The sequence below is a fragment of the Roseburia amylophila genome (genome assembly GCF_025567465.1).
Lineage (GTDB): Bacteria > Bacillota > Clostridia > Lachnospirales > Lachnospiraceae > Roseburia_C > Roseburia_C amylophila.
Genome location: NZ_JAOQKI010000001.1, coordinates 24,491 through 50,491 on the forward strand (window position 1 = coordinate 24,491; position 26,001 = coordinate 50,491).

21 protein-coding genes are annotated in these 26,001 nt (G+C 42.4%); 16 read left to right on the forward strand and 5 right to left on the reverse strand.

Annotated features, from left to right (window positions below; translation table 11 throughout):
• The first annotated feature begins 96 nt into the window (after window positions 1-96).
• The 4 genes from OCV43_RS00200 (at window position 97) to OCV43_RS00215 (ending at window position 5,032) form a co-directional block, all read left to right on the forward strand.
• Window positions 97-633: a bL17 family ribosomal protein gene (locus OCV43_RS00200; protein WP_022242762.1), complete on the forward strand. Its 537-nt coding sequence runs from the start codon at window positions 97-99 to the stop codon at window positions 631-633.
• 168 nt (window positions 634-801) lie between these two features.
• Entirely contained in the window at window positions 802-2,235 is a 1,434-nt protein-coding gene (locus tag OCV43_RS00205) for a LuxR C-terminal-related transcriptional regulator (protein ID WP_262623103.1), read from the forward strand.
• 227 nt (window positions 2,236-2,462) lie between these two features.
• Window positions 2,463-4,268 (forward strand): hypothetical protein, encoded by a 1,806-nt coding sequence (locus OCV43_RS00210; protein WP_262623104.1) that lies wholly within the window; start codon window positions 2,463-2,465, stop codon window positions 4,266-4,268.
• Window positions 4,269-4,354: 86 nt separating this feature from the next.
• Window positions 4,355-5,032: a TIGR00266 family protein gene (locus tag OCV43_RS00215; RefSeq protein WP_022242759.1), complete on the forward strand. Its 678-nt coding sequence runs from the start codon at window positions 4,355-4,357 to the stop codon at window positions 5,030-5,032.
• Window positions 5,033-5,179: 147 nt separating this feature from the next.
• Here the strand turns inward: OCV43_RS00215 and OCV43_RS00220 are convergent, their stop codons facing one another.
• A complete protein-coding gene (locus OCV43_RS00220) occupies window positions 5,180-6,415 on the reverse strand; it encodes a 6-phosphofructokinase (RefSeq protein WP_262623216.1) in 1,236 nt (411 codons plus the stop codon).
• A 28-nt stretch (window positions 6,416-6,443) separates the two neighbouring features.
• Window positions 6,444-7,226, reverse strand: a complete 783-nt coding sequence (locus tag OCV43_RS00225) for a DeoR/GlpR family DNA-binding transcription regulator (protein ID WP_262623105.1) — start codon at window positions 7,224-7,226, stop codon at window positions 6,444-6,446.
• Between the two features lie 346 nt (window positions 7,227-7,572).
• Here OCV43_RS00225 and OCV43_RS00230 point away from each other — a divergent pair, with 346 nt between their 5' ends.
• From OCV43_RS00230 to OCV43_RS00255, 6 genes are read left to right on the forward strand one after another with little or no spacing between them, the layout of a single operon-like run.
• Window positions 7,573-9,561, forward strand: a complete 1,989-nt coding sequence (locus OCV43_RS00230) for an alpha/beta hydrolase family protein (protein WP_262623106.1) — start codon at window positions 7,573-7,575, stop codon at window positions 9,559-9,561.
• A gap of 60 nt (window positions 9,562-9,621) precedes the next feature.
• A complete protein-coding gene (gene dhaL / locus OCV43_RS00235; protein ID WP_262623107.1) occupies window positions 9,622-11,361 on the forward strand; it encodes a dihydroxyacetone kinase subunit DhaL in 1,740 nt (579 codons plus the stop codon).
• Between the two features lie 5 nt (window positions 11,362-11,366).
• Complete coding sequence (locus tag OCV43_RS00240) at window positions 11,367-11,807, forward strand: RpiB/LacA/LacB family sugar-phosphate isomerase (RefSeq protein ID WP_022242754.1); 441 nt, start codon at window positions 11,367-11,369, stop codon at window positions 11,805-11,807.
• Window positions 11,808-11,820: 13 nt separating this feature from the next.
• Window positions 11,821-12,606 carry a triose-phosphate isomerase gene (gene tpiA / locus OCV43_RS00245; RefSeq protein ID WP_022242753.1) on the forward strand — a complete coding sequence of 262 codons (786 nt, stop codon included), beginning with the start codon at window positions 11,821-11,823 and terminating at the stop codon, window positions 12,604-12,606.
• Between the two features lie 19 nt (window positions 12,607-12,625).
• Window positions 12,626-13,462, forward strand: coding sequence for a transketolase (locus OCV43_RS00250; protein WP_022242752.1), 837 nt, complete (start codon window positions 12,626-12,628; stop codon window positions 13,460-13,462).
• Window positions 13,450-14,391, forward strand: a complete 942-nt coding sequence (locus tag OCV43_RS00255; protein WP_022242751.1) for a transketolase family protein — start codon at window positions 13,450-13,452, stop codon at window positions 14,389-14,391. Before OCV43_RS00250 ends, OCV43_RS00255 begins: the two co-directional genes overlap by 13 nt.
• 48 nt (window positions 14,392-14,439) lie before the next feature.
• Here the strand turns inward: OCV43_RS00255 and OCV43_RS00260 are convergent, their stop codons facing one another.
• From OCV43_RS00260 to OCV43_RS00270, 3 genes are read right to left on the reverse strand one after another with little or no spacing between them, the layout of a single operon-like run.
• A complete protein-coding gene (locus tag OCV43_RS00260) occupies window positions 14,440-15,861 on the reverse strand; it encodes a HAMP domain-containing sensor histidine kinase (protein ID WP_262623108.1) in 1,422 nt (473 codons plus the stop codon).
• A complete protein-coding gene (locus tag OCV43_RS00265) occupies window positions 15,858-16,559 on the reverse strand; it encodes a response regulator transcription factor (RefSeq protein WP_022242749.1) in 702 nt (233 codons plus the stop codon). Before OCV43_RS00265 ends, OCV43_RS00260 begins: the two co-directional genes overlap by 4 nt.
• A 41-nt stretch (window positions 16,560-16,600) precedes the next feature.
• Window positions 16,601-18,979, reverse strand: a complete 2,379-nt coding sequence (locus tag OCV43_RS00270) for an endonuclease MutS2 (RefSeq protein WP_262623109.1) — start codon at window positions 18,977-18,979, stop codon at window positions 16,601-16,603.
• A 214-nt stretch (window positions 18,980-19,193) separates the two neighbouring features.
• Between OCV43_RS00270 and OCV43_RS00275 the strand changes: the two genes are divergently transcribed.
• The 6 genes from OCV43_RS00275 to OCV43_RS00300 all read left to right on the forward strand — a co-directional run bounded on the left by OCV43_RS00275 (window position 19,194) and on the right by OCV43_RS00300 (window position 26,000).
• The gene (locus tag OCV43_RS00275; RefSeq protein WP_262623110.1) at window positions 19,194-20,468 is read left to right on the forward strand and encodes a S1C family serine protease; all 1,275 of its coding nucleotides are present in this window, start codon (window positions 19,194-19,196) and stop codon (window positions 20,466-20,468) included.
• Between the two features lie 13 nt (window positions 20,469-20,481).
• Window positions 20,482-21,429, forward strand: coding sequence for a 3'-5' exoribonuclease YhaM family protein (locus OCV43_RS00280; RefSeq protein WP_262623111.1), 948 nt, complete (start codon window positions 20,482-20,484; stop codon window positions 21,427-21,429).
• A gap of 5 nt (window positions 21,430-21,434) precedes the next feature.
• Window positions 21,435-22,802, forward strand: a complete 1,368-nt coding sequence (gene rlmD, locus OCV43_RS00285; protein WP_262623112.1) for a 23S rRNA (uracil(1939)-C(5))-methyltransferase RlmD — start codon at window positions 21,435-21,437, stop codon at window positions 22,800-22,802.
• A 299-nt stretch (window positions 22,803-23,101) separates the two neighbouring features.
• Complete coding sequence (locus tag OCV43_RS00290) at window positions 23,102-23,569, forward strand: hypothetical protein (protein ID WP_262623113.1); 468 nt, start codon at window positions 23,102-23,104, stop codon at window positions 23,567-23,569.
• Between the two features lie 470 nt (window positions 23,570-24,039).
• Window positions 24,040-24,264 (forward strand): helix-turn-helix domain-containing protein, encoded by a 225-nt coding sequence (locus tag OCV43_RS00295; RefSeq protein ID WP_262623114.1) that lies wholly within the window; start codon window positions 24,040-24,042, stop codon window positions 24,262-24,264.
• A gap of 17 nt (window positions 24,265-24,281) precedes the next feature.
• On the forward strand, window positions 24,282-26,000 hold the full coding sequence (locus OCV43_RS00300; protein WP_262623115.1) for a phosphoadenosine phosphosulfate reductase domain-containing protein: 1,719 nt from the start codon (window positions 24,282-24,284) through the stop codon (window positions 25,998-26,000).
• The last annotated feature ends 1 nt before the right edge of the window (window position 26,001 follow it).

Genomic DNA, 26,001 nt, shown 5'->3' on the forward strand with positions numbered 1-26,001 from the left:
AGCGTGGTGATGTTGGTTCATGAGTGGCACAAAACAAGCATTCGGTAAGTAAGTCCGATGAGCATGGCCGGATGTACCACAAATGGAGGAATAAAAATGGCAAAGTATAGAAAATTAGGAAGAACATCTTCCCAGAGAAAAGCATTACTGAGAAATCAGGTAACAGCATTATTAAACAATGGTAAAATTGTTACCACAGAAGCAAAAGCAAAAGAAATCCGTAAAATTGCAGAAGGCCTTATTGCAATGGCAGTTCGCGAGAAAGATAACTTTGAAGAAGTTACTGTAAAAGCTAAAGTTGCAAGAAAAGACAAAGACGGCAAGAGAGTAAAAGAAGTTGTAGATGGTAAGAAAGTTACTGTATATGACGAAGTGGAAAAAACAATCAAGAAGGATAATCCTTCCCGTCTTCATGCAAGAAGAGAGATGTTAAAAGTTCTTTATCCTGTAACTGAAGTTCCTACAGAAGCAGCAGGAAAGAAGAAAAATACAAAGAAAGTTGATTTAGTTGCAAAATTATTCGACGAAATCGCACCTAAGTATGCAGACCGTAACGGTGGTTACACAAGAATCGTAAAGATTGGTCAGCGTAAAGGTGACGGAGCTTTAGAAGTTCTTATCGAGTTAGTATAATTAACATCGTTTTATATGAATCAAAAAAGAGTCAGGACATTCGTGTCCTGGCTCTTTTTTGATTGTTTACAGGAAATGAGACATTTGTCAACTTGATGGAAAGAGACAATTGTATATAATGAAATTAAGACAAAAGAATGGAGCAGAGAACAGATGATGAGACAATTTATGAAACCAGAAAGAATTCGAATCATAGCAGTGCTGGCTATTTTCAATTATATATTTTTAGGCTCGGAGTATCTGTTTGACAATATGATACGCTATGCAACAGATTCCGCAGGAGTAGTAAGGGCACAGAACTATGTGCTGGGAATCAGCGTAATAGGATTCCTGTTATTCCCATGCATTAACCGTTATTTTAACCAGAAGATGCGGGAGATAGGTTTATATTTATTGCCGATAGCAGGAATCATCTGCATTTTCGTAATTCAGGAGCATTTGTCCTATCGAAGTATGCTTTTATCCGGATTCCTGCTTTATATTTTATATGGCATGATTGGAAGTGCTGTACATTATTATGCTGTGGTAAGCTTTTCGACAGAAAAAGGACTTGCACAAACCGTTGGATTTGGATATGCCTTTGGATTATTGCTTCAGTTTATCAGCAATAATCTGATACATAACAGCACTGTAGAGTCTGTTGCACTTTCCGTTTTTCTGGCAGCAATGGTATTGCTGGTTCGCAGACTGAGTCTGGAATGTAGCCGGGGGGTAGTAGGAGCAGAGGCTTCAGGGACAGATTCAGATACTGATATCCGGAAGAATAACAGGCGAAGCCTCAGACATCCGATGCTTGCGGCACTGCTTTTGATTTCAATAGTGGTTCTGATGACATGCATTTTTTCCAGTCTGGACAATGCAGTAACTTTAGTACATGCAGGTGGAAGTGTAGATATTGGTCAGTGGCCGAGATTATTGCTTGCGGTAAGCGGACTGTTGGCAGGAGTGCTTTTTGATATAAAAGAGCATAGATTTATGCAGATTATGATGTACTGTGTGACACTGCTTTCAACAATGTGTGTAGTGATAATAGTCTGGGGCGGACCATTTATGGCAGGTCTTATTGTGTTCTATTTGTCCGCAGGCTTCTTTGTGGTATATTTTACCACCAGTTTTATGGACCTTTCCTATTATATGAAAGTACCGGAGTTATGGGCTGGACTTGGAAGGGCAACAAATAATATCTGTGCCGGGATTACAGGAACTATTTCCCTGATGCTGATAGAGACCGGGGATGGTATGCGCATCAGCATCATAGCATTGATTTTATTTGCAGTTATCAGTATGCTGGTATATTTGTATATGGTACAGTTTCGTATGGATATACAGGAAGAAAATATGGCGAAAATGTTGGAAAAAGAACGTGAAAAATTTGGGGAGGATAAATTTCAGGCGTTTGTAAAGAATTATGTACTTACAAACAGGGAGCAGGATGTGTTAAGGTTATTGCTTTCTTCTGATGAAAGTGTACAGGTAATAGCAGAGCAGCTATATATTTCAAGAGCAGCATTGTACCGTTATATGGCATCTTTAAATGAAAAGACAGAGACGAAGTCGAGAATTGGGCTTCTTCAGTTCTATTATAGCTGGAAACAGCCATAAATCGTGGAAAATCCCTAAAATGAGACAAATGTAAACTTATCAAAACAGGTGGGAAAAGCGTATATTCATATAGTAAAAGGACAGAAAAGGAAGGAGGAAAAACGTGAGAAAAAAATCCATTAGAGGATTGCTTTGTCTGCTTATGCTGGTGGTACTGGGAGGCTACGGAGCCTGCAACGTGTGCGGTGGAAGTGGCAGTTTATAGAAGAAAGTAAAGGAGAAAAAATATGAAGATGCGAAAGAAAATTTCCTGGTTGTTAAGCTTTTTTATGATATTTTCATTATTTATGGGAAGTGCCGGCATGATTGTAAAAGCTGATGGACAGAAAGCAGTGGTCAGAATTGCAAGACAGGACAGCACAGCAACCGGAACCGTGTATTATAAATGGGATACGGCGGCTGAATGGACAGAAGTAAACCAGACTGTATATAATGATACACCAATAGAAATAAACAGACCGGATGACAGTCTTGACCATACGGTACATTTTAAAGTAGTATGTGGAACGGATACAATAATCAATCACTGTCAGGTGAATAAAAATGGTGCACAGGATGCAAGCCTTGACAAGAATATACTTACATCAGAGAGCGGACAGGCATTTTCTGTAAGCACCTCAGAGCAGGTGGAACTGATTCTGGAATTTCGTACTGCAGCATCCGGAGGCAGTGGTTCCACAATGGGTCCGGCATCTGGAGAAACAATTGCAGTTACAGCAACTGCAGTGGGAGGAGCAATTGGAGACTTACAGATAGATGGCATGAGGATTGGTTCCGGAATGGGAACGAATATATCAGGCAGCTTTGCCGGAGATAAGACGCAGCAACACAGAGTGGCAATTGCAGCAGATTTTGGTTATGCATTTGCATCCATTATGGTAAATGGAACAGCAATTCCATTAGGTGGAACGACAGACAATCTGGAATTTGAAGTGGCTCCGGCAGATTCTTATCAGATTGAAGTGGCACTGACTACGAACAGCAGCCGTAATTATAATATCGTATGGACACCATCCCTTACAGTAGCAGAACAGCATGGATTTGGAAATGACTGCGTTATTGAACATGGAAGCGTGGAAATAATCAGTGCACAGTTAGAGGATGGAACTGTGGTAAATGCAGCAGAACTGGCAGGTGGAAATATAGCAGATGCATCCACAAGACTGGATGGAGACTTTGGCTATGCAGAATTTAAAGCAGGCACCAAAGTAACCATTAAGTTTACATCGGATTATGGTTATCAGTTATTAAGCGCATCTTTAAATGGTGGAAAGCTGACAGCAGTAGATTCACAGGTAGGTACCTTTGTATTGGATATGCCTGCAACAGATTTACATCTGAGTGCATTATTTACAAAGTCAGAGGATAAAGTAAATACGGCAAGTACAAAAGTAGACGGTGCAACCCTTGGAAATGCAGAAAACATTATTGGTTCCGGAAATCTTCAGTTAAATATTGCAGATATCAGTGGAACAGAACTGAATCAGATACAGGGTGGCATGCAGGAACAGGCAGGAAATGGAGAGATTCAAAGCTATCTTTCCATGGATTTATTCCAGGTCGTAAACAAAGGAAATTCCAACGATGCATGGGAAACGCAGTTGACCGATTTAAATGCAAAATTAAATGTAACCCTTCAGGTAAAAGATGAGATGAAGAACCAGCAGGGAACTTATTATGTGATTCGAGAGCATGATGGTGCCTATGAAAAACTTCCTGCAACGTATGATGCAGCAAGTGGAACCATAACCTTTGCAACTGATAAATTTTCGGCATATGCACTGGTATTTGAAGCCGGAACTTCATCAGGTACAACAACGCCGGGAAGCGGAACAACAGGAAATGGCAACGGCACAGCAGGAAGCGGTACTGCAGGAAGTAGTACAACAGGAAATACCACCGCAGGAAACACATCACAGACCGCAACCGTGAAAACAGGAGACATGACTCCGGTTGGCATCTGGTTTTTACTGGCACTGTGCAGTGGCATAGGAGCTATTTATTTTGGATGCAGAAAACGGATAAAAAATTAATAGAATATATTGGCAGACCACTCCTATATTGTTATAATGAAAAAGGTTCATGAAAATGTTATGCAAATCAGCAGGAGGGTTTAGAAATGAGATTTAATATTGAAGGCGAACCAATGCCGGTTGTAGTCTGTGAATTAGAGTCAGGCGAAATGATGATTACCGAAAAGGGAGCAATGTCCTGGATGTCTCCGAATATGCAGATGAATACGGTGGGCGGCGGAATTGGAAAAATATTTGGAAGAATGGTTAGTGGAGAGAGCATGTTTGTAAATACATACACTGCAATGAATGGTCAGGGAACCATTGCATTTGCATCCAGTTTTCCGGGATGTATCCGGGCATTTGAGATTCAGCCAGGTTCAGATATTGTATGTCAGAAGTCAGCATTTTTAGCATCTACTTCAGGAGTTGAATTGTCCGTATTTTTCCAGAAGAGAGTAGGAGCTGGTTTCTTTGGCGGAGAAGGATTTATTATGCAGAGACTTTCTGGACAGGGAATGGCATTTGTTGAATTTGACGGCTATATCAAAGAGTATATGCTTCAGCCTGGCCAGTCAATTATCGTAGACACAGGATATCTTGCAGCAATGGATTCTTCCTGTTCTATCGACATACAGACCGTACCTGGCCTTAAGAATATCATGTTTGGTGGAGAGGGAGTATTCAATACCGTAGTAACCGGACCGGGTCGTGTATTCTTACAGTCCATGCCAATCTCACAGATGGCAGGATGTCTGCGCCCATATCTTCCGAGCGGAAAATAAGAGATGAATTTAAATTAACAGTAGATAGATATGCTCCCTTCTGGGTAGATAAGTGAAATAATAAAATCACTTACTACTTAGGAGGGAGCATTTTCTATATCTAAATCAAAAATAAGGGTGAGCGCATCCAATCGTTTACTGGGAAATTTATGCTTGAGACGAAAGATGTGATACATCCATATAGTTTGGAAGTCCGTTGTGATATGCAATCGGAACTTCGCCCTGTATCAGCGGGGTGAGATAAGTAAGCATCTCATACGTGACATTGTTGCCTCTGGCATTAATCCATTCGCGCGGAACGGATTTCGCTTCGTTTGCTATATTTTTGATCTCTGCGTAGTCGTATGTAATGGTATAGGGTGCATCAGAGGTTCGTTTCATAATGACCATCGAAGCGGTGACACCCTGCAGAGCCAACGATACGGCTTTCTCTCCGGATAAGAATGCTTCCTTTAAATCGGTGGCAGAGGAGAGATGCACTGCGCAGCGCTGCAGGATGTTAATTTCAACGGAGCGGACCTTGACAGGAAGGCTTGCCCTGATCAGAAGTTCCAAAGCTTTTCCGGCGCCACTCAACTGGCTGTGACCGAATGTGTCGGAAGAGTTTTCTCCAGCGCTGATGTAGTTGCCGTTACTGTCATGAATTCCCTCTGAGACGGCGACAATCACATTGTTTTGCACGGTGAGAAGATCACGCACATCTTCAACAAAACTTTCGGTGTTAAAATCACTCTCCGGAAGATAGATCAGGTGCGGCGCGCTGCAATATGAATTGCGAGCGAGTGCGGATGCAGCCGTCAGCCAGCCGGCGTCGCGTCCCATAATCTCGATAATCGTAACGCTTTTAACTGGATAAATAATCGTGTCATGCGCAATCTCAAGGAGTGTAGATGCGATGTATTTTGCAGCAGAGCCAAAGCCCGGAGTGTGATCGGTAATCATAAGATCGTTGTCGATGGTCTTTGGGATGCCTATAATCTGAATATTGCTGCCGATTGAGTCAGCATAAGAGGAAAGTTTTAACACGGTATCCATTGAATCATTTCCACCGATATAGAAAAATGCCTTAATGTTTAAAGCCTTAAATTGTGCAAAAATCTTCTCATAATCAGATGCATCTTCATGGTAATCCTTTAATTTGTAGCGGCACGAGCCCAGATACATGGCCGGTGTAGTTGCAAGCCGCTGTAATGTATCTTTGCCGGAAGCCGCCAGCTCCGTAAGATTTAAGTAATGCTGGTTCAGAATACCGAGAATACCATTGATCGAACCGTAGACTGTTCCATAATGTCCAATAGATGCGCAGATGACGCCCACAAGACTGGCATTGATTGCAACGGTCGGACCGCCGGATTGCGCAACGATGCAATTAGGTAAATTTATATGCTGTGTCATGGTAAAAATCCTCCTCCTATACGATATAAAGTTTGATACCCATATCCTGAATAATGTTTTTCCATTCATCCGTAATGCCGCTGTCTGTGACAATTGCATCGACGGAATTGAGCGGTGCAACAAAAGCAGAACGTACCAGTCCAAACTTGCTGGAGTCTGCTACGAGAATTGTGGAAAGAGAAGAGCTCATTGCCGCCTTTTTCGTCAGAACTTCATAGTTGTGCGCACAGGTGATGCCGAGTGCTTCGTGAATACCGGATGCAGCAAGGAAGAACTTGCTGGCGCGGCGGCTTCTGATCAGTTCATTGGCATAGGAAGATTCAAACATCTGATCTGCCTTGTGCAGCAGACCGCCTGCTAACGTGAGCTGGATGCCTTCCTTTGGGAAAAGCTGCGTTAATGTATAGTAGTTATAACATGTAATATTCAGATTAATATGTTCCGGAATAAAATATGCCATAGCTGCAATCGTTGTACCGGAATCGAGGATGATGGTGTCGTTCGGTTGAATTAGTGACGCGGCAAACTGTCCTATCATCTGCTTTTCCTTCGCAAACTTCGTCTGTTCCGAGTGAAGCGTGTATTCGCTTTCAATATTTGTAATCATAGACTTGTCGTTGACCGGCAACTGGATTCCGTGACTGCGCACAAGCAGGTTATTCTCTTTTAAATATTTCAGATCCCGCCGTATCGTCATCTCGGATACATTTAACATTTCCGAGAGATCTTTGACCGATAGGGAAGGTGATTCCTGCAAAAAGGAATAGATTTCATTGATTCGTTGCTCCTTTTTCTTCAATATGTTCACCTCTCATTAAAAAAATCACAAGTTATTTGTATAAAGTATAACATAATACAACTTGAAAATGTTAGAAAATGTTCAAAAATGTTTGATTCATGAAAAATATACAAAAAAACAATATTTGGATTGTGGAAAATAGTTATACTGATAAAATGAAAATATTAAGAAAATATTGGAAAATAAAGAAATATTGAGAAAATGTGCGAAGTAACAAAAAATATAAAAATGTTAGAAATTGTTCAAAAACTAACAAATTTGGATTTGATGTACATAAAAATTCGTGGTAAAAAATAATTACAACGTATGAAGTGCACTACAATATACAAAAGTAAAGGAGAACGATATGGTAAATTTAAGCAGAAAAAAGTATGTGAGACTGCTTGTCGTAGCACTTATCATCTGTTTGATCAGTATGATCGGCGCAAGTCTCGTCAATACGAACTTTGGACACATCAAAGTACAGAACTTTAGTATTGAGGATGCAAACGGACACAAGATAGCACTCGTAATGTACAAACCGGAAAATGCAACGGCTGAGACGCCTGCACCGTGTGTTGTAACATTACATGGTAGTTTCGATGCAAAAGAGACACAGGATTACACCTGTCTGGAACTTGCAAAGAGAGGATTTGTTGTATTGTCCATGGACTGTGACGGACATGGAGATTCCGATAACTACAAAGACAACCCAATGGATGCTTTCTTTACAGTAACCGCGAACCCGGGTTCTGCATTTGAGGATATTTCTACATCTCCTGGATCAGGAATGTGTGATGTTGTAAATTACGCTTACAACAGCCTTTCATTTGTAGATAAGGATCAGATCGGTATCACAGGACATTCTCTTGGCGGTAAGATGGCGAATGCCTGCCTTGCTTACAACAAGATTCAGGAAGCAAACGGTGGTGTAAATCAGGTAGCAGCAGTATTCCTTATGGGAAATCAGCAGCTAAACATTGATGGTGTATGGCAGGATCATTTAAATTATGATCCGGATGACACACCGGACAGCGGCGACGAGATTCCGTTATACTACGATGTCGATTATGGTATTGATGCCGGACAGTTAGATGAGAACAACTATCAGACAGAAGCCGGTGGACCGCAAAACTTCTATAAGTCAGCCAATGCAAGAGTTCTCATTAACGAGCTTGATAATTATGATTTGCAGGAAGGCGATGATGTTGAAGTTGGTAAGATCTACGAAGGAACTGTACAGGGTTCTGAGGAGAAATATATCCGTGCTTTATATCAGCCTTATGAGACACATATTTTAAACCATTACTCATTGGCAACAACATCAAATCTGGTTGACTTCTTCCAGAATGCTTTTGAAGCACCGAATTACATTGATGCAGGAAGCCTTACAATCCAGTACAAGTGGTTCTTTAATACCATTGGTGTAATCGGATTCTTCCTCTCGGTATATGCATTTGCAAGTATTTTATTAACAACCGGTTTCTTTGGTACATTACTTGCCAAGAAGGAAAGCGACATCTACGTTCCGACAGCACCAAAGGGTGTCAAAGGAAATGTAATTTACTGGGTATTCTTAGCATTAGGCGGATTACTTCCGGCAACATTCATGATTCCATTAGAGCAGTGGATTGGTGCCCACAAGGGAGCAGATTTCGCGACACGATCACTCTTCGGAACGAAGATCTGGCCACAGGGATTAACATTAGAACAGGGTATGTGGACAGGTGCGGCAGGACTCCTTGGATTAGCATTCTTCGCAATCGGTTATTTCCTGGTTAGTAAGAAGAATGGTGTAAAACCTGCTGACTGGAACTTAAAGATGAGCAGGTCCAATGTAGGTAAGACTATTTTAATCGTACTTGCATCAATTGGATTTGGATATGGTGTTGCAGGCTTTGCGAAGTACTTCTTCGGAGTAGATTTCCGTTTTATCAGCTATGTGATCAAGTGGCCTTCAAGTGGATCGCTCCTGATTGCATTAAGATTTATCCCATTAGTTGCAGTATTCTACTTTGCAAATGCACTGTGTCAGAACCTTTGCAATATGGTGGCAGGAAGAAAAGAGTGGTTAAATACATTACTGATGTGCCTTGCAAACATTATTGGTCTTGTATGCATCTGGGTCTACCAGTACTCAGGACTGATCTCAAAAGGAGTTGTAAGACTCGATAGTGCACGCGTAATGCTTACATGGCCATTATTCATTAACCTGACTGTGTGCACCATCATTTCCAGAAGATTCTATAAGAAGACTGGAAAGGTTTATATTGGAGCACTCATGAATACAATCCTGTTTACAGTGATTGGTTGCGCAAACACAATGACATTGCACTGTACAAACTGGTGGTTCTAAAAAACTGGGGGAGTATCCGGGATACTCCCCCAGCTATTAAAATCTGGTATGGAGGTAGAAATGAGAAAGATTATAAACGATCCTGATAACATTGTAGAGGAGATGATGGAAGGCTTTATTGCGGCGTATCATCATATGTATTACAAACATCCTGAAGTAAACAGTGTGATCAGCCGATGCAGAAGAAAAAACAAAGTGTCGTTGATTATCGGCGGTGGAAGTGGACATGAACCGATGTTTTCCGGTTTTGTAGGAGCAGGACTTGCCGATGCTGCATGCTGTGGAAACATTTTTGCTTCACCGGATCCGAAGAATATTTACGAAACTGGAAAAAGCATTGATGAAGGCAAAGGAATTTTGTTTGTATATGGCTGTTATGCAGGCGATAATCTGAATTTTGATATGGGTGAAGAGTTCCTGAATGCTAAAGGAATCAAGACCGCACATGTGCGTGTACAGGACGATGTGGCGAGTGCACCAAAGGAGCGAAGGGGAGACCGAAGAGGCATCGCAGGTGATGTCTTTGTGATTAAGATTGCCGGAGCCGCATGTGATGCAGGATTAGAACTTGAAGAAGTAACAAGAATTACGGAGAAGGCAAGAGACAATACCCGTACAATCGGAGTAGCCACAGCACCGGCTCAGCTTCCGGGAGCGGACAAGCCCATCTTTGAATTAGGTGAGGACGAGATTGAATACGGAATGGGACTTCACGGTGAAAAAGGTGTAGAGAGAACCAAATGGGAACCGGCAGATGTTCTGGTAGAGAAAATGTACCGTCAGATTATGGAAGATTCAGACTTGAAACGTGGTGACAAAGTATGTGTTTTGGTCAACGGCTTAGGTTCCACAACAATTTTAGAACTATCAATCGTGTTCCGTAAGTTAAACGAACTGTTAAAAGAAGATGGAATCGGGATTTATGACACGGATTTAAATAACTACTGTACCAGTCAGGAAATGGGTGGATTTTCTATCACATTGATGAAACTGGACGATGAACTCAGGAAATATTACGATATGCCATGCTATTGTCCATTCTACGCAAAGGGAGCGGTTGAGCCTGTTGGAGAAGTGGCGGATGAGATTGAAGATACAGCACCAAAGAAAGAGAAGAAAGAAAAGAAGCAGCGGATAGCAAGCACTTATGTGAGAGGAAAGCATTACGAGAAGTTAAATGCAGAGGACTGCAGACAGATGCTTTTGTATATCGCGGATAAGATTCTGGCGAATGAGCCGTATCTGACCGAGGTGGACAGTGCAATTGGAGATGGCGATCATGGAATCGGTATGGCGACTGGCATGAAAAATGTGAAGGAAGTGCTTCTTGATATGGAAGGCGAGAAAAATGTATACAGTATCTTTGAGGAAGCCGGTAAAGCAATGCTTCTTAGCATGGGCGGTGCTTCCGGTGTTATCTTCGGAAGCCTTTATCTGGAAGGTGCTCTTGGTACGGAGAGCAAAGACTACCTTACTGCTGAGGACTTAAAGGCAATGGAAGAGAAGAGTCTGAAAGCCATCCAGGAGCGTGGCAAGGCAAGCGTCGGAGACAAAACAATGGTTGATGCGCTGGCACCAGCGGTAGAAGCAATGCAGCAGCATTACACCGAAGGTTTGGAGAAAATGCTCGAAGAGGCAGAGGCAGGCGCATTGCGCGGAGTGGAAAATACGAAGGATTGTATCGCCAGATTTGGCAGAGCAAAATCACTCGGCGAGAGAGCATTGGGATTCCAGGATGCAGGTGCAACCTCAACATGGTTGATCTTCCAGAGCATGAGAGAATTTGTGAAAGGAGAATAAGTAATATGAAGATAGCAATCGGATGCGACCCAAACGCACAGAAGGAAAAAGAAGAGGTTATAGCATTTATTGAGAAGAAGGGATACGGAACTGTAGAGGATTTCGGAAGTGAAGATTCAATCTATGCAAACGTGGCCATTAAGGTCAGCGAAGCAGTCGCTTCCGGTGGGTACGACAGAGGAATTTTAATCTGCGGAACCGGAATCGGAATGTCCATATCCGCAAATAAAGTAAAAGGTGCATACGCGGCACTGGTTTCGGATGTTTATTCCGCACAAAGAGCGCGTTTGAGTAATGATGCAAACATCATCTGCATGGGAGCTTTTACAACTGGAAGCAAAGTAAGAGAACTGTTAGTTGAGGCGTTTTTCGAGAACGAATTTGTAAAGGGATGTGCTTCACAGCCGAAAGTTGATGCGTTTGTGGAGTACGATCAGAATAGATAAGCAGGTAAAGCATATGAAACGAAAGAAATATTTTGGCAGTAATTTAAAAATGTATAAGAATGTCGCACAGACGGAAAGCTATCTGAAGGAGCTGGCAGACAGAACGAGAGAGCTTTGCATGCAGAATCCGGATATGGAATTGTTCATTCTGCCGTCTTACACGTCTTTGGAAACAGCGTCAAAAAGTACGGATCAGTCCGAAATCCATCTTGGTGCACAGAATATGTGCTGGGAGGATGAAGGTCAGTTTACCGGTGAGATTTCTCCGGTTATGTTAGAGGAACTTGACCTTCACCTTGTAATGGTAGGTCATTCCGAGCGCCGACATGTCTTTGGAGAGAGCAACATTGAGGAAAACAAGAAGATGCTCGCCGCGATGAAGCACGGCTTTACCGGTCTTCTATGCATCGGCGAGACGAAAGAAGAGAAAGGGTACGGTATCGCAGATGAGGTACTGCGTACACAGATCAAGGTTGGTCTGCATGGAATTGCGGCAGAGGATCTGGATAAAGTATGGATTGCATATGAGCCGGTATGGGCGATTGGTGTCAATGGTATACCAGCACCAGTGGAGTATGCACAGGAAAAGCATCATGTGATCCGAGAGACATTAAGAGAACTGTACGGCGAAGCCGCAGATGTTGTTCCGGCACTGTATGGCGGAAGTGTGAATCTTGAGAATGCTACTAGGCTTTTTGTACAGCCGGATATTGATGGCTTATATGTAGGAAGGGTTGCATGGGATGCAAAGCGTTTTGCCGGACTGATTGCAGATTGTCTGGCAACGGGTGAAAAGTAGAAGGTAGAAAGGAGTCAGCATGACAGAACTCGAATTAAAAAAGACAGCAAATGAGGTGCGTAAAAATATTGTGACCGCTGTGTATCATGCACATTCCGGTCATCCAGGTGGATCATTATCCGCAGCGGATATATTGACTTATCTCTATTTTGAGGAGATGAATGTTGAACCGAAGGATCCTGGGAAAGCGGATCGAGATCGTTTTGTATTATCCAAGGGACACGCAGCGCCGGGATTATATTCTGCCCTTGCGGAGCGTGGCTATATTGATAAAGAAGAATTAAAAGGCCTTCGTCATGTAGGCTGTTTCCTGCAGGGACATCCGGATATGAAGCATATACCGGGCGTGGATATGTCATCCGGTTCACTTGGACAGGGCATTTCCGCAGCCGTAGGTATGGCTCTGGCGGGTAAGATGGATCATGCGGATTACCGTGTGTACACATTGCTCGGTGACGGAGAGATTCAGGAAGGTCAGGCTTGGGAGGCTTCCATGCTGGCTGCCAACCACAAGCTTGACAATCTGGTTGTAATTGTGGACAACAATAACTTACAGATTGACGGAACGGTAGAAGAGGTCAATTCCCCATATCCAATCGACGAGAAATTTAAAGCATTCAAATTCCATGTGATCAGCATCAACGGAAACGACTTTGACGAGATTGCAGCAGCTTTCAAGAAAGCCCGTGAGCACAAGGGACAGCCTACTGCGATTATTGCCAGGACGATCAAAGGAAAAGGTGTTTCCTTCATGGAGAACCAGGTAGGCTGGCATGGCAAGGCACCGAACAAAGAGGAATATGAGACAGCAATGGAAGAATTAGAGAAAGCAGGTGAAGCATTATGTCAGAAGTAAAGAAGATTGCGACACGTGACAGTTACGGCAATGCATTGGTCGAATTGGGTAGGGAGCATGAAAATCTTGTTGTTTTAGATGCAGACCTGGCAGCTGCCACCAAGACTGTTGTATTTAAGAAAGCATATCCGGAACGTTTTATTGACTGTGGGATCGCAGAAGCAAATATGACTGGTGTTGCAGCAGGACTTTCTACATGTGGAAAGGTTCCATTTATCAGTTCTTTTGCGATGTTTGTAGCAGGAAGAGCATTTGAGCAGATACGCAATTCTATCGGATATCCGCATCTGAATGTGAAGATTGGTGCGACGCATGCAGGAATTACCGTCGGCGAGGACGGAGCAACACATCAGTGCAACGAGGATATTGCTTTGATGCGGACGATTCCAGGTATGGTTGTGATTAGCCCGGCGGACGATGTGGAAGCACGTGTAGCCGTGAAGGCGGCCTATAAGTATGAAGGACCGGTCTACTTACGATTTGGCAGACTGGCACTTCCAGTCATCCACAATGAGTCAGATTATACATTTGAGATTGGAAAAGGCGAAATTCTTCGCGAGGGAAAGGATCTGACAATTGTTGCAACCGGTGCAATGGTGAGCAATAGCCTTGAGGCTGCCAAAAAACTGAAAGAAGACGGTATCGAGGCAAAGGTGATTAACATTCATACAATCAAGCCACTCGATGAGGGCCTGATTGTTAAAGCAGCAAAAGAGACCGGCAAAATTGTCACGGTAGAGGAGCATTCCGTGATTGGCGGACTTGGAAGCGCGGTATGTGATGCACTTGCGGTGAAGGCTCCGACTCAGGTTTTAAAAATCGGAATCAACGATACGTTCGGCGAGTCCGGACCGGCAGTGGAACTGCTTAAAAAATATGGGCTGGATGCAGATAACATTTATGCAAAGATTAAAAGCTTTGTAAAATAATTCAAATAAGCAGCAGGAAAGCCTATATAGATGGTTTATAAAACTGCCTTATAACTCTTCACGCTGGGCTGCCGGCAGGGTGAAGATAAATTCTGTGCCGACTCCTTCGGTACTGATGACGTTGATATTTTCATCATGTGCCTGAATAATTTCTTTTACGATAGAGAGTCCAAGACCGGAACCCTTCTTGTCCTTTCCACGGGACAGGTCGGTTTTGTAGAAACGCTCAAAAATTTTGTTCTGGCTGTCTTTTGGAATTCCGATGCCGGTATCCTTGACAGAAACAAATACTTTTTCGCTTTTCTTGGTGGTCTCAATGGTGATTTCAGAATCATGGTGGCTGAACTTGATGGCATTGTCAATCAGATTATAAACCACCTGCTGAATCTTGCTCATATCCGCTTTTACATAAAGTGTTTTACCGGCAAGAATCAGGTGGAAGGAAATCCGTTTGGCTTTGCAGGTTCCCTCAAAGGTAAGACAGGTCATTTTAATTAACTGGTTAATGTCAAATTCGCTGACGTCTAACATTGTGCCGTGGCTGCCGTATTTATTTAACTCTAAGAGGCTCTGGGTGAGCTTGGACAAACGGTCTGTCTCGAAAACAATGATATTTAAATATTTTTCCTGCATCTCCGGTGGAATCGTTCCGTCTAACATGGCTTCCACATAACCTTTGATGGAAGTAAGCGGAGAACGAAAATCATGGGAGACATTGGAAATAAATTTACGCTGGTCATCCTCCAGGGTATTCAGCTCATTTGCCATATAATTTAGAGAAGCGGCAAGATAGCCGATTTCATCATTTTTATGTACCGGAATTTTATAACTGAAATTGCCCTCGGCAAAAGCATCAGCACCCTTAATCATTTTGCGGATTGGGATGTAGACCTCGAAGCCAATGATAATCAGTAACAGGGTTGCACAGATAAAAATCAGAAGCAGAGTCAGGTACATAATATTCAGTAAATGTGCATGATGGTGCGTGATTACGGAAAGTGGCTGGTGAATCAGCACATATCCACGCACCTTGTAATTAATCGTAATCGGCGAAAATACCGTAAGATGCGTATCGTCATAATAATTATAAAAAGAACCGGTGGTGTAATATTTGCTGCCAAAATCTGCCACATTAAATCCGTCAATGTGTGTCAGGTGGTCCATGTCCACAGATGCATTGGAGTTAATCAGAATATCACCATCTGTATTCATGACCCATATTTCTGAAGAAAGATAAGTGCTAAGGGTGGTAAGACTGTCATGCAAGTCATCTACCGTAATATCTTCATTGAAATAGTTTGAAGCATAGGTAGATGCAATCATATTGGCTTCCTTGTAAAGCCGGTCAACTTCGGTATCTTCAATATATTCATAAGTATAGTGGGAGCTGAAGGTGGATACGAGAATAAAGCCGAGAATGCCAAAAATCACATATCCAATCAGCAGCTTCAGATAAAGTCGTTTCTTCATTCTTTAACCTCGAATTTGTATCCGATGCCCCAGACCGTAGAAATGCTCCAGGCGGTATGATCGTTAATTTTCTCACGAAGTCTTTTTACATGAACGTCAACGGTTCTGGTATCGCCTGCGTATTCATAGCCCCAGATATGGTCTAAAAGCTGTTCTCTGGTAAATACCTGATTCGGTGAGGATGCAAGAAAATAAAGAAGCTCTAACTCCTTTGGCGGCATATCAATTGTTTTGCCGTAATATTCTACGGAATAGTTGGAAAGATTGACCACCAGATCCGGATAAGTAACACATTTTAAATCCGGCTGTACAGGCTCCTGCTTCACCGGCTGGTAGCGGCGGAGCACCGCCTTGACTCTGGCAACCAGTTCTTTGGAATCAAAAGGCTTCATGATATAGTCATCTGCCCCCAGCTCCAGTCCGAGAACCTTGTCAAAGATTTCACCTTTGGCAGATAACATGATAATCGGAACATTTGCTTTTGCCCGGATTTCACGGCATACCTGATAACCATCAATGCCCGGAAGCATCAAATCAAGAAGAATCAGATTTGGTGCATAGGTTTCAAATTCTTTCAAAGCAGATTCCCCATCATGAACCATCTTTGTATCAAAGCATTCCTTCGTGAGATACAGGGAAATCAGTTCTGCGATATTAACATCATCATCTACAATTAAAATTTTCTGTTTTGCAGCCATAGGAAACTTCCTTTCTGTTTTACGTAGTTCATATACTTGATTTATTTAAATTCTGCAATGGTAACACCGGCATCTCCTTCACCAAATTCTCCTAAGTGGAAGGACTTGATATAAGACTGTCGTTTCAAATGACTCTGTACGGCACTGCGCAGGGCACCGGTTCCTTTTCCGTGTACGATGCGCACGGAAGGAAGATGTGCAAGATAAGCATCATCCAAGTATTTATCCAAAAGAGCAATAGCTTCATCCACTGTTTTTCCAATCAGATTGATTTCTGTGGAAACAGAAGCGGATTTACTCATCTTAAGCTTTCCGGCACCGGTCTTGGCATATTTCTTGCTGCCCGGAGCAGCATCTTCAATTAGTACTAAATCCTTGATGTTTACCTGGGAGCGGAGAATTCCCATCTGCACAAAGAGGTCACCCTTTGCATTCGGCAGGGAGTGTACCGTTCCGGTTAAATTCATACTTAATACTTTTACGCTGTCACCGATACGAAGCTTCTTTGGAACCTTTGGATTGTAGATGGCAGTATCTTTTTCCTTTGAGCTCTTTTTCTCATTGGCAGCCATTTTCTCCCGGATATTGGTACGCTGTTTTTCCATTTCCTGAATGGAAGGTCTGGTAGTGCCATATTTATTGAAATTACGGATTGCCTCATCTGCAGTATCTTTGGCTTCCTGCAGAATCTGGTTTGCTTCTTCTTTTGCTTTACGAAGAATGGCATCCCGGCTTTCATCTAATTTTTCCTGCTTGTTCTTTAACTGCTGTTTTAATGCAGCAATTTCTGATTTGTAACGGTTGATTTCGGCCTGTTCTTTCTCTATGGTGATGCGGCTTGCTTCCAGGTCGGAAAGTAAATCTTCAAAATTCTGTTCATTACTGCTGATACGGGTTCTGGCATCCTCAATTAAAGTATCGGAAAGACCGAGTTTTTTGGAAATTGCAAAGGCATTACTTTTTCCCGGAATACCGATGAGAAGACGATAAGTCGGACTTAAGGTCTCTACATCAAATTCGCAGCAGGCATTTTCAATTCCACTGGTAGTTAAGGCATAAATCTTAATCTCACTGTAGTGGGTGGTCGCCATGGTACGGATGCCTCGACTGTGAAAATAAGATAAGATAGAAACTGCCAGGGCAGCGCCCTCCGTAGGGTCGGTTCCGGCACATAACTCATCAAAGAGAACCAGGGAATGTTCATTGGCTTCTTTTAAAATGTGGATAATGTTGGTCATATGGGAAGAAAATGTGCTTAAGTTCTGCTCAATGCTTTGTTCATCTCCAATATCTGCAAAAATATCGTCAAAAACAGCAAGCTCACTGCGGTCTCCGGAAGGAATCGGAAGTCCCGCCTGTCCCATCAGAGAGAGAAGTCCCACAGTTTTTAAGGAAACGGTTTTACCACCGGTATTCGGTCCGGTAATGACAAGCTGGTCAAAATCGCTGCCTAAGGAAATGTCGATAGGAACTACTTTTTTTGCATCCAGCAGAGGGTGTCTGCCCTTTAAAATACGAATTTTCCGTTCTGTATTAAAATGCGGTGTAATTCCATTGTATTCCAAGGCATAAGCTGCTTTTGCAAATATAAAATCAAGCTCTGTTAAAATCTGATAATCGGTTTCAATGGCAGGAATATATTCCCCTGCTTTTGCCGATAAAGTGGCAAGAATAACGGCAATTTCGTCCTGCTCTTTGATGGATAATTCTTTTAATTCGTTGTTCAGATTTACCACAGCCATTGGCTCAATGAAAAGAGTAGAACCGCTGGAGGACTGGTCATGCACCATACCGGTAATCTGGGATTTGGCTTCGGCTTTTACTGGAAGACAGTAGCGGCCGTTACGCATGGTAATGACAAAATCCTGCAGGCAGTTTCTGACATTCTGGTTATTTAACATCTGGTTTAACTGCGCATGGATACGGTCGCCGGTTGAGCGGATAGAACGGCGGATGGATTTTAAATTACTGCTGGCATCATCACTGATTTCATCCACAGAAATGATGCAGCGGCGGATCTCATCACAAAGAGGACTAAGAGGTTCTAAACCATCAAAAAGTTCGCTCAGGGAATCAGATGGAATATCTTCCCGTTCCTTTCTGCCATAGGCTTTGACCCGGCGGGCAGTCTCTAATAATTTACAGAGGCCGAGAAGCTCTTCGATATTCATGGTTCCGCCGATTTCCACACGCCGGATGGCGGAAGAAAGCGGTTTGATACCGGAGCAGTCAAGCCGTCCCTTTTTCAGGCTGCGGTTCATGGCATCCTTAGTCTGCTGCTGTGCATTGGTAATCTCTGAGAGGCTGGTGGAAGGAAGCAGGGAAAGACAGCGTTCCTTGGTATCCGCACCGAAAGCATACTCCGCGAGCCGCTCTACAATTTTATTATATTCTAATGTTCTTAAAACCTTTTGATTCATAAATATTCTCCATAAAATGTACTAAAAATCACTGCTTCTATTATACCCCAAACCGATTGTGGTGAAAAGGGCGGTTGAAAATAAGTTTCCGGATAAATGACGAAATTGGCACGTTTTTTACATTCCGGCATCTTTTTTAAAAAATGTTGCAACATAGGCAGATAGAAAGTATAATTAAAAATGGTTGTATTTACAGTAGAAAAGAGGATTCCCTATGTCAGAAAATGAAAAAGAGGAATTTGCATTTATCAAAGAGAAAATCAAGAACAAGCCGTTAAATAAGAGACGTATTATTTTAAAAATGGCATTTACGGTTGTGCTTGCGGTTGTCTTTGGACTTGTATCCTGTTTTGTATTTACATGGATGCGCCCGGTGATGGAAGAGTGGCTGAATAAGCCGGAGGATATCAAGGTGAGCATCCCGAAAGATGAAGAGGTACAGCCGGATACGGAAGAAGAGACAAATTCCACGGAGACAGGTGTAGACGAGCCGGATGTAGAAGAAGGCTTAAAAGAGCTTACACCGGAGGAATATCAGAAATTACAGAGTAAGCTTTATGCGATTGGAAGCGAAGCAAATAAGTCCATTGTTACGGTGACAGGTGTGACCAGTGATGTGGACTGGTTTAACACGCCTTATGAGAGACAGGGACAGGCAAGTGGAGTCATTATTGCGGATACCGGTCAGGAGCTTCTGATTATGACAGAGCGCAAGGTCATAAGCGGAGCAAAATCCATTCATGTGACCTTCCTTGATAACAGCACCGTAGAAGCGGAGCTTAAAAACTATGACGGAAATACCGGAATTGCGATTTTAAATGTAAAACGTTCCGACATCGAAGAAAGCACTCTGGGCAGAATTAAAGTGGCAGTGCTTGGAAATTCACTTCAGACCACACGGGGCAGCGTTGTGCTGGCACTGGGCAGTCCGCTGGGAACGAATTTCTCCATATTGACAGGAAATATTACATCGACTTCTAACAGCATTTCCACCTTTGATGCAAACTACAATGTACTGACAACAGATATTGTGGGCAGTAGTCAGGGAAGTGGTGTACTGGTCAATCTCTCTGGTGAAGTGGTTGGAATTGTTATGCAGGATTACAGCAGCGGCGATGAGAATACGCTGACCGCAATTTCCGTTTCCCAGTTGAAAGACATTATCGAGAAGCTTTCCAATGGACAGGATATTCCGTATCTTGGACTGAAACTGACTTCTGTAACATCTGACATTGAAAAGGAATATGACATACCAAAGGGCGTATATATTAAATCAGTGAGAATTGATTCCCCGGCGATGGTGGCAGGCTTGCAAAGCGGTGACGTCATCGTAAAGATTGCCGGAGAAAATGTAGAGACAGCGCAGGCATATAAGAATGTGTTATCCGGGCAGACTCCGGGAGATGTTGTAAAGATTACCATAAAACGCCAGGGGGCAGCAGGCTATGTAGAAATCGAATGTTCTGCAACCGTTGGTGTACTAAAATAGAAAGAGGAAAATTATGCATTATATTGAAACATTACGCGAAGGCGAAAGAGTAAATGAAATCTATCTTTGTAAAAATAAGCAGTCAGCGCTGACGAAGGCAGGTAAGCCTTATGAAGCATTGATTTTACAGGATAAAACAGGCACACTGGATGCAAAAATCTGGGAGCCGGGCTCTGTGGGAATTGATGATTTTGACCGCTTTGATTACATCAATGTAGTGGGAGATATCACAAGTTTTCAGGGCGCATTACAGTTAAATGTAAAGAGGGTCCGGAAAGCAGCCGAGGGAGAGTATGAACCAAAGGAATATCTTCCGGTCAGCGAATATAATGTAGATGAAATGTATGAGCAGTTACTTGGATATATTAAGCAGATGAAGAATCCATATCTTAAGAAACTGGCAGGCAGTTTTTTTATCGAGGATGCAGATTTTGCAAAACGTTTTAAATTCCATTCTGCAGCAAAAAGCGTACATCACGGTTTTGTGGGCGGACTTTTAGAGCATACTTTAAGCGTAACGAAGCTTTCTGCTTATTTTGCTGACAACTATAAGATTCTCAATAAAGATTTACTGGTTTGTGCCGCCATGTTTCACGATATCGGAAAGTTAGAAGAGCTTTCTACTTTCCCGGAAAATGATTACACCGACGAGGGACAGCTTTTAGGACATATCATGATTGGTGCCATGGAAATTGCAGAGCGCATTAAGACCATCGATGGTTTCCCGGTGAAACTGGCACATGAGATGGAACACTGTATTCTGGCACATCATGGAGAGTTAGAGTATGGTTCCCCGAAGAAGCCGGCATTACCGGAAGCTGTAGCATTAAGCTATGCAGATAATATTGATGCAAAGATGGAGACCATGCGTGAGCTTTTGGCAAACGTACCGGAAGGAGATACTCAGTGGCAGGGATTCAACCGTCTGTTTGAATCGAACATCCGCAGATCGAGTATATAAGAAATATGAAAAAAGATGACATTGTTACACTGACCATTGACGATATCGGAACTAACGGCGAAGGTATCGGAAGAACGGAAGGCATCACACTTTTTATCAAGGATGCTCTGCCGGGAGACATGGTTCGTGCCAAAATCATGAAGATGAAAAAAACTTATGGCTATGCCCGCCTGATGGAAATTCTTAAGGAATCCACCATGCGGACAACCCCGCCATGCCCGGAGCATAAGCGGTGTGGTGGCTGCCAGATCCAGGCACTTTCTTATGGGAGCCAGCTTAAGTTTAAGGAAAATAAAGTACGCAACAACTTAAAGCATATCGGCGGATTTGAAAATCCAAAGGTCTTACCAACACTTGGCATGCAGGAGCCTTACCGCTACCGGAACAAAGCACAGTTTCCGGTGGGTTATGATAAAGAAGGCAACCTGGTGGCAGGCTTTTTTGCGTCCAGAACCCACAACATTATTCCGGTGCAGGACTGCCTTTTGGGAAAGGAAGGCAACGGAAGAATCCTGTCCCTTATTTTAGACACCATGAAATCCTATGGCGTCAGTGCCTATGATGAGAAAACCGGAAAAGGCTGCGTCCGCCACATCTTAATCCGTTACGGCGAGAAAACCGGAGAGTGGATGGTCTGCTTTGTCATCAACGGAAAGAAGCTGCCGCATGCAGAAAGTTTTATTGAAGTATTAAAAGATTTGCCGGGAATGACAAGTATTACTGTAAATATCAATGAATCCCGGGGCAACGTGATTTTAGGAGAAGAAACTTATACCCTATATGGACAGGGTTACATTACAGATTATATCGGAACGATTTCTTTTCAGATTTCTCCGCAGTCTTTCTATCAGGTAAATCCGGCGCAGACAGAGGTGCTTTATAACAAAGCTTTGGAATATGCCAATCTCACCGGCGAAGAGACGGTCTGGGATTTATATTGCGGTATCGGAACCATTTCCTTATTTCTGGCACAGAAAGCGAAGAAGGTTTACGGTGTGGAAATTGTACCGCAGGCAATCGCAGATGCCAAAGAGAATGCTCTTCGAAACCACATCTCCAATGCAGAATTTTTTGTTGGAAAAGCAGAGGAAGTCTATCCGGCATACTGTGCCGCCCATGGCGAAGGAGCCCGTGCAGAAGTTATCGTAGTGGATCCGCCACGCAAAGGCTGCGAGGAATCCCTCCTTGCCATGATGTGTGAGATGGCACCACAGCGTATCGTCTATGTAAGCTGTGATTCCGCAACCCTGGCCCGGGATTTGAAATATCTTTGCAGCCATGGATATGACCTCGTGGAGGTGCAGCCGGTAGATCAGTTCGGCCATACGGTACATATAGAGACAATAGTTGCACTACATCGGACAGATTTGTAAGAATCCTTGATTTTAGGCACTTTGAGAGGTTTTTCAGGTTTGACCAGAGTGACCGAAAAACATACAGAAAGGCAATTTCTGATGGAGTAAATGTGTCTGTGGTATTGGACTGCGGCTTCGGAAACACATCAAAGGAAAAGTAATATTTTTATCATTCAACTAAATAACAGAAGCGTGAAAGACCGTTCATTTTCAAGAAAAATTGAAAGTGAGTGGTCTTTCTTTATACCTTTAAAACGGATTTTTATTAAGACGTTTTAAAGGGCTGATTCGATGTGTTCGAGAAGACTTATCCAACAATGCCAACAATGTCACCACTTGCAAAAAAATACCTAAGTCTTCAGAATATTTATGATGAATTACAAAAGCAAAATGAAGCAATATTTGCGCAGGAGCATAAACGCAGCGAGCTGGAGATAGAATTGTCAGAATGTAATGGTGCATTTAAGGCACGAAAGCGTGGAGGGTTGCAGAATCAAATATATGAACTGAACAAACAGATTGATAATATGAAACGCTATTTGTCATCTATTGTGCAACGACATGGTTATGATAATGTAAGGGATTTTTATAGTACTTATTATGCGGCTAAAGGTGAATATGCTGATTATGTGAAAGATGTTGAGGAATGGAATGTTAATCACGTTAAAAAGAATGAGAATATTCCGACTGAAGAGAATAGGACAGATAGATATCAGATTGGCGAGGAATGGAATTTTATTATAAGTAAAGACAAAGAAGACACAATCAGAACAGAATACAGGTAGCTAAAGTCAGAGCATGGTTAAGCGTATTCTATATAATGATGGAGAAAATATGTTGGCTGTTACAGACGATGAACTTATTATCATAGATGATTATGCGATAAAAGGACTAATTCGAGAAAACCAGGAAATAAAGGCTTTTGTGGAATAGTCCTTTTTGTTTAACCATAAAATGGACGGATAGAGATGAAAGATGGCGTCTTCTAAAATCTCATAACTGAAAATCTGATGTCAGGTACTGTGTCAGCTTCAGATTGACCATATGACATATTGGTTATGATGAATGGAGGCAAACTATGACAAAAAGAAAAGAATACAGACCTATGACAGTCGGGCTTGAGATGGCTTCTGATAGAAAATCTTGAAAATCTTGAAATTTCCAAGAAAATCTTGAAAAAAAAGACCGCCGTGATATAATAAGGCTATATATATGTTATAAGAAAACAGCCCGTTTTGAGAGGTTAAAAACGACTATGGCAATGAGCTACGATAAATTATGGAAACTGCTTATTGATAAAAAAATGAACAGGACAGATCTACATGAGCAAGCGCATGTGTCAACAAATGCAATAGCTACCATGGGAAAAGGTGGCGATGTGTCGACAAAGGTTCTTGATAAGATTTGTAAGACGCTTGATTGTCAGATTCACGATATTGTTGATTACGTACCGGATGATGACGACGTACAAGAAAAATAACTGCAAGGAGCATTTTTGTGTGGTGTAAGAACTGTAATATAGAGACAAATGAAGAAAAGTGCCCAATCTGCGGTGAGAAGACAGTCGAAGATTATCCTACTGAAGTTTACTGGTGCGATAATTGCAGAGTCCCGGTAATGCAGGAAGTGAATCAAGCGGACAAAGGAATCTGCCAAAGATGTGGCAAGCCGATGAAATATCTTGCTGCAGATATTAGACCCGTATTCCCCGAAGAAAGGTTACTGATTGAGATTTTGCTGAAGAAGAAACCTCATCAGTGGATAAATGAATCTGTATGGGCATCCAACAACAGATACTATATAAATGGCAAGTCTGTTGCTTTGCCTAACAAGTTATTTCAGAAAGCAAATGCTGACGAATATATAGAGAAGCTTGAAAGAAATAAGGACAATAATTCCTATGAAGCTTTTGATCGCTACATAGATGCTTTTGTCGAGGCGAATAGGACAAGGTTGAACTATCTGATTGACGAATCGCATACATTTGTCAGGAAAACGGCGGCTAAGTTTCCGGAGGAGAATATAGTCCTATCGTTCTCGGGTGGAAAAGACTCCACTGTAACTGCAGATGTGGCAATAAAAGCATTGAGTGATCCATCACTGGTGCACATTTTTGGAAATACTACGCTTGAGTTTCCACTCACAATTGAGTATGCCAAGCGCTATAGAAAGAATAATCCGCAGTCTATTTTTAAGATTGCTGAAAATCATGAGCAGGTATTCAGAGATGTGTGTGAGGATATAGGACCACCAGCTAGAATGATGAGATGGTGTTGCTCTATGTTTAAGACAGGACCGATTACCAGAGTAATTAATTCCTTATATAGGGATCAACGCATTCTGACCTTCTATGGAATTAGAAAATCGGAGTCTGTAAGTAGAAGTAAGTATAACAGGGTTGAGGATGATGCTGAGTCAGTAAAAATTCAGCAGCAGACAGTAGCGTCTCCAATATTCTTCTGGAAGGATATGGATATATGGCTATATATCTTGGCTGAAAAGATTGATTTCAATGATGCTTACCGTTTGGGTTATGACAGAGTTGGATGTTGGTGTTGTCCTAACAATAACCAGAGAGCACAGTTTCTTTCAAGAATTTATATGCCAGAGCAAGCAAAGGCATGGAGGAATTTTCTCATAGATTTTGCAAGAAAGATAGGAAAGCCTGATGCAGAAGAGTACGTGGATTCTGGCGCATGGAAGGCAAGACAAGGTGGTAATGGTCTTGCGGCAGCGGGTGATGTGAAAATTCGCTTTACGAACTGCACAACTGAAGATCATGCAAAGATTTATCGCTTGGTACGTCCGATGGATGATGAGTTTTTAAATATGCTCACACCATTTGGAAGAGTGGCTCCCGAGCTGGGTCAGAAGCTATTGCATGAGGTGCTGGTACTCGATATAAGGACGAATGTTCCTATTCTGTCAGTGCAGCCTTTTGAACAGGGCGGATATGAGTTTGCTGTAAAAATCAGAACCATGAATGTTAAGAATCATGACGATTTACAGCATATGGTTGGATATCAAGTTAGGAAGTTTAATGCATGTAGAAAATGCTTGAAATGTGAATCCCTTTGCAAAGCAGGGGCGATTTCGATTTCAGCAGACGGATATTATATTGATCCGGAAAAATGTGTTCATTGCAAAATGTGCGTGACTGCCAAATATCTCAGAGGTGGCTGCATGATGGACAAATATTTACGGACAAAGGATTAGG